Origin of the sequence: Blautia sp. BIOML-A1, assembly GCF_009883055.1 — a bacterium.
GTDB lineage: Bacteria > Bacillota > Clostridia > Lachnospirales > Lachnospiraceae > Blautia_A.
Genome location: NZ_WWVR01000078.1, coordinates 1 through 5,027, shown reverse-complemented (window position 1 = coordinate 5,027; position 5,027 = coordinate 1). Strand labels below are relative to the sequence as shown.

4 protein-coding genes and 1 pseudogene are annotated in these 5,027 nt (G+C 39.0%); all 5 read right to left on the bottom strand.

The genetic code is table 11. The annotated features are described in order from the left end of the window. Nucleotides 1-332, bottom strand: a 332-nt coding sequence (locus GT674_RS16665) for a carboxypeptidase-like regulatory domain-containing protein (RefSeq protein ID WP_161286673.1), incomplete at its 3' end; no start/stop codon positions are given. 165 nt (nt 333-497) lie between these two features. Beyond that, nucleotides 498-1,796 carry a group II intron reverse transcriptase/maturase gene (gene ltrA, locus GT674_RS16660; RefSeq protein WP_161286672.1) on the bottom strand — a complete coding sequence of 433 codons (1,299 nt, stop codon included), beginning with the start codon at nt 1,794-1,796 and terminating at the stop codon, nt 498-500. A 656-nt stretch (nt 1,797-2,452) separates the two neighbouring features. After that, nucleotides 2,453-3,559 (bottom strand): RNA-guided endonuclease TnpB family protein, encoded by a 1,107-nt coding sequence (locus GT674_RS16655; protein WP_161286671.1) that lies wholly within the window; start codon nt 3,557-3,559, stop codon nt 2,453-2,455. Between the two features lie 268 nt (nt 3,560-3,827). After that, complete coding sequence (locus GT674_RS16650) at nt 3,828-4,658, bottom strand: hypothetical protein (RefSeq protein WP_161286670.1); 831 nt, start codon at nt 4,656-4,658, stop codon at nt 3,828-3,830. A 235-nt stretch (nt 4,659-4,893) separates the two neighbouring features. Then, nucleotides 4,894-5,027, bottom strand: a pseudogene (locus GT674_RS18135) (peptidoglycan-binding protein); the annotation flags it as partial.

Here is a 5,027-nt window from a genome sequence, read left to right as displayed (position 1 = left end):
TCTGCCCTGACCGATGGAAGAACCTGTATACCTGCAATTTCCGAGTTTTCAAAACCTTCCGCCTCTACCTGAACCGTGTACTCTGCATATGGCTGCTGCTCCGACGGTTTCATACTATACTCCAGAGGCGGTGTCTTCACATCCAGGACTGGTGTCTGACCGGACGAATCTGTCCTGACCTCCTCAATCGTCTGACCACTCTCCCCGGTATACGATATTTTCACCAGTGCATTCTCCACCGGCCGCGTCCCATCCGCCGTCATCACAGTTACCTTAAGCCCGCCCCGATCAACATTCTCCTGCTGTGCCTGGATATCTCTATAAGATCTCATTCATTTCTCCTGCCCAAAACCTCTCAGGATAGTTTATGCCTTTTTCCTTTAATATAACACTCAAACGGTCGAGTAGATACATCCGTTACCGAATGTATCCCTCACAGAATTCCGGACGTGCGGCTTTTCCGCATCCGGCTCTTTACGAAACGCATTATTCAACAATTATCCGTAAATACTGACATATATTTTCGGCCTCGCTAAAGGATAGGCTGTATCAATCATTTCAAGAAACCCTGACCATGTATAGCTCTTTTTCTGACTTCTTTTATTAAGCCAGTAATGAAGACTTCTAATGACTTGGTATCTAAAAGCAGACAGACTCCGCCCATTATCAGTAATGCCGTAGTAATGATAATAACCAACAAGTATCTGATTCAGCTTAGATATAATGTCTTTCAGTTTATTCGCTCTCATTGACCGAATTTTCTGACGAACTTCTTTGCACTTTTTATTAAATTTTATTCTGCTGGTTTTCCTCTTCACTCTGAATTTCCCATTCTTATTACAAGAACAGTAATGCGTAAAGCCAAGGAATGTGAAAGTTTCTGGCTTGTGTCCATTTCTCTCACAGTTTTCTTTTGCAAACCGTCCAAACTGTATCAGTCTGCTTTTATCTTCCTGTAGGCTCAATCCAAAGTGTCTCATTCTACGTTTAAGTAGTTCATAGAACATTACGGCATCTTCTTTGTATTGAAAGCATACAACAAAGTCATCCGCATATACTACCAGACCACTATATCCTTTAAGTTTAGGGACAATTATCTCTTTGTACCACCATACCAGTACATAATGCATATATATGCATGATATTATTGGTGAACAGACTGAGCCTTGTCCTGATCCTTCTTCCGTCGCCTCATATTGAAAGTTTTCCATCACTCCTGATTTTAATATTCTTTTCAGGAGTCTGGCAATATTAGGATCTTTGATCTTTGATTCTACGAACTTCATTATCCATTTATGGTCAAGATGATTGAAGAACGATTTGATATCTGCATCTAATATATAACTACTCTTTTCCCTTTCAATCATATAGTTAAGTTTTCTCAAAGCCATGTGACATCCTCTGTTAGGACGAAAACCCATCATCTCATCATAAAAGCATGGTTCAAATACTGCTTCCAGTATTCGTTTCAGTGCTTCCTGCACCAGTTTGTCTTCATAACAATAGATGCTAAGAGGCCTTGTTTTCCCATTATCCTTTGGAATTTCTATTCTTCTTGCTGGTTTCGGCTTATATGCCTTTTTCCTCAGTCTGTCCACAAGGTTTTCTATATTTTTATCAAGGTTCTTATCGTAGTCCTTCTTTGTTATCCCATCAATTCCAACTGCTTTATTTCCATCCATCTTATTATGACATTCTTTCAGCAGTGATGTTGAAATCAGGTGTCCTATGGATGTAAAGACCATATCTGGATTTTCTCTGGATAATTGTGATATTCTCTCCAATTTTGTTTCCATTATTGTCCCTATCTCTGAGTATAGATAATGTTTCCTTTTCGATATAGTTCCGCAGGCCTGAACTATGAGGAATAGTTCATTCTCGACTTCCCTCCAGCACTTATCTTGTTCATGCTTTCACTGGTACTATTCGGGCCTCCGACTACCTGTACGTCATCTGACATCCTTATTTATTTGTTTGCCATACCATATCTATACGCATTATTTATGGAACGTACAGGTTCTCTCCAGTTGATGCAGCATCATTGTGTAACATGAATAGCTCTACGACACCGCAGCAGAGTACGAAATCTTGCCATAACGATAAACTTACCTATAGCCTTCTGCTATGTCAACAGCATCGGCCTGCTGGTTTAGGGTCTTTCGATGCTCAATCACTATCCCTATTACCTATCTTCCTACGCTTAACCTTCCCGATTGCTCTGGCTGGCTCAAGGTCGTTACCGGCGGTGTGGCTAATACCTTACCGGATGGGATTTCCACCCATTAAATGCTTCACCCTTAGCTGGACGCACTGACATGCTCCCACCACTTAAATCTCTGATTTTGAAGTGGGGGCTTCTTGCTCAATGGCTCTACTGAGCCAAGTATCTACAAGCTATCCTCGCGTGCCCCGCGATTTTTATTAGTCCGGTTACGGACTTTTTATTGTGCTGTCATGCACATTCTGCAAAGATTCTTTTTCCCTCATTCATGATGTTAACTGCTGCATTTACATCACGATCCATTCTGTGTCCGCATTCACAGTAATAGATCCTTTCAGATAAAGACAATTTTTCTTTTTTCTTTCCACATGCACTGCAAATCTTACTTGATGCAAAATAACGATCTACTTTTATCAGATATTTCCCTCGTTCCTCCAGTTTATATTCCAGCATAGACAGAAACAGGCCATATCCATTATCATGTACGCCTTTTCCAAGATGAAGTCCTCCTGCCATTCCTTTCAGATTCAGATCTTCCACGCATACTGCATCGAAGCTCTCGGCAAGACTGGCACTGAGTTTATGCTGAAAATCTTTTCTCTGATTTCGGATCTTTTCGTGGCACAGAGCAACTCGTTTCTTCTGCTTTTTATAATTCTGACTGCCTTTCTGGCATCTGGACAGTTTCCGCTGTTCCCATGCAATCTTTTTCTCTGTGTTCCGGTAGAACATCGGATATTCAGCTCTTTCACCGGTAGAAAACACACACATTCCCTGCATCGCAAAATCGATCCCAATGAATTTTTCTGCCGGTCTTTTTTTTGCTGCTTGGTTTTCACTGCAAAATAAAAGACTGGCAAAATATTTTCCGGATGGCTCCCTGCTGACTGTCACAGATTTCAGTTTCCATTTTTCTGATATCGGACGGTGAAGCTTCATTCTGACAGCTGTCATCTTAGGCAGTTTCAAATAGTTTCCTTCCAGAAAGATATTTCCATTCACTACGTTTGTTGTATAAGATTTTCTTGACGACTTCTTTGATTTGAAACGCGGAAATCCTGCAGATGGTTCACGAAAAAACTTATGGAATGCGCTTTCCAGATGCATCTGTACATTTGCTAACGCCAATGAATCCACCTCTTTCAGCCAGGGATATTCTTTCTTGTAACTGGCTGGTGTGTTCCTTAACATCTTTTTTTCTTTTTTATAATGTTCCATTTTATCTGCAAGCATACAGTTATAGATAAATCGGCTGCAGCCAATTGTTTTTTCTATTTGTACACGTTGTTCTGCATTTGGATAGATTCTTACTTTTACTGCCCGATTTATTTTCCTCACCTTATTCCTACCTGTTTACAAATGATTTCAATTGCTATTTCTGAACAATATGTTCTTTTTCATTATAATACAAATCATCTACAGGAACAAGTGTTTCCTTTTTTATTTATAAAATTCTTTTGAGCATTTATGCTCAGATCTACAATTCATCTCACTACCTGCAAAGGTAGGAGAATTCTTGTTATATATTATGTTAAAGATTATATTCTTTATATAACTGCTCACGTCGCTTAGGATCTACTGATACAACTGGAATTTCTTCAGTTCTCTAATCTTGGATCAGTCTAGTAATCAAGCTTCCCAAGCGATTTTCTCCCTGAGCCTGACCAATCGCTTTTCCTTCTGCTTTAAGTCTTTCAGATTCCAGTTCCAGAACTTTTCCACCCATTATCTCACCTATTCCTTTCCGGATATCCTCTTCTTTTTGAAAAATATAATCCGCAATCTTTACAATCAATTTCGTCAGATCTGTATATAACTCCGATCTTCCTGTTTCTGTCAGTTCTTTTTCCAGACTTATCCGAATTTCCTCGTATTCATTTAAGAGTACCTGAAATAATTCCGGATTGTTATTAAAATCATGTCCTTTTTTCTCGTATCTCATAATATAAAACGGCGGCAGCATTAACAGATTTTTCTCAAAAATGCTGTCTTTTGTATAGTCAGCCATTTTTATAGTCGGTATGGAATATAAGTATGTATTTCCATCTGGAAAAACCACATCTGCTTCCAGATAATCCGGCGTATTTCCAGAACTTCTCAGAAACAGTACGCAGGACTTTGGAAATTCTATCCTGTATCTGCGTCCCTGTTTCTCTGCATGTTCTATGCCGATCGCAAAATCATACTCAATCATGCGAATAACCATTGTCGTATCATCTGTGCTCTGACATTCAATATGATACATTTTCTTTCCGATCAGCAGACAAGAATCTGTAATAATCTCTCCATCCTCCTGCTGATGTTCATTACGAAGCTGTGTGATCTTCACATCTTCCGGGTATGATGTATGGAATACCTCTTTAATCAGCGGTACCGCCAGATATGGCATCTTCTCGATCATTGTACGAAATACATCATCAAAAATCGTATTATTCATATAATACTCCTTTTTGTACCTACATTATAACATTTTAACGGGTTTTATTGAATACTTAATCTCTTTGAAATTATGTATTTTTATCTTTGGAATCAGTTGCAGATATTGCCTGAAAAATCGCTTATTAGAAAATTTAGATTACTACTTACATTCTATACTATATAGTATTTACATTCATATAGCAAGTCCAATTTGGGCAGTTACTTAATCTTCCTGCAATACCGAATCAGTGAACATTCCGGTACCATTCTGTATAAACCCTGTTCAGCGTAAAGAATATGATCGCCAGTATATTCGCCCGTATCGTATCGTCCGGCCAGGTCGCATAAATCTCACTGCTTGCTACATTTTTGATATAATCTTTATAAC

Excerpts from the sequence above, each read along its gene's own strand:
- ltrA (WP_161286672.1), bottom strand. The coding sequence starts at position 1,796 with ATGGAAACAAAATTGGAGAGAATATCACAATTATCCAGAGAAAATCCA.
- GT674_RS16650 (WP_161286670.1), bottom strand. The coding sequence starts at position 4,658 with ATGAATAATACGATTTTTGATGATGTATTTCGTACAATGATCGAGAAG.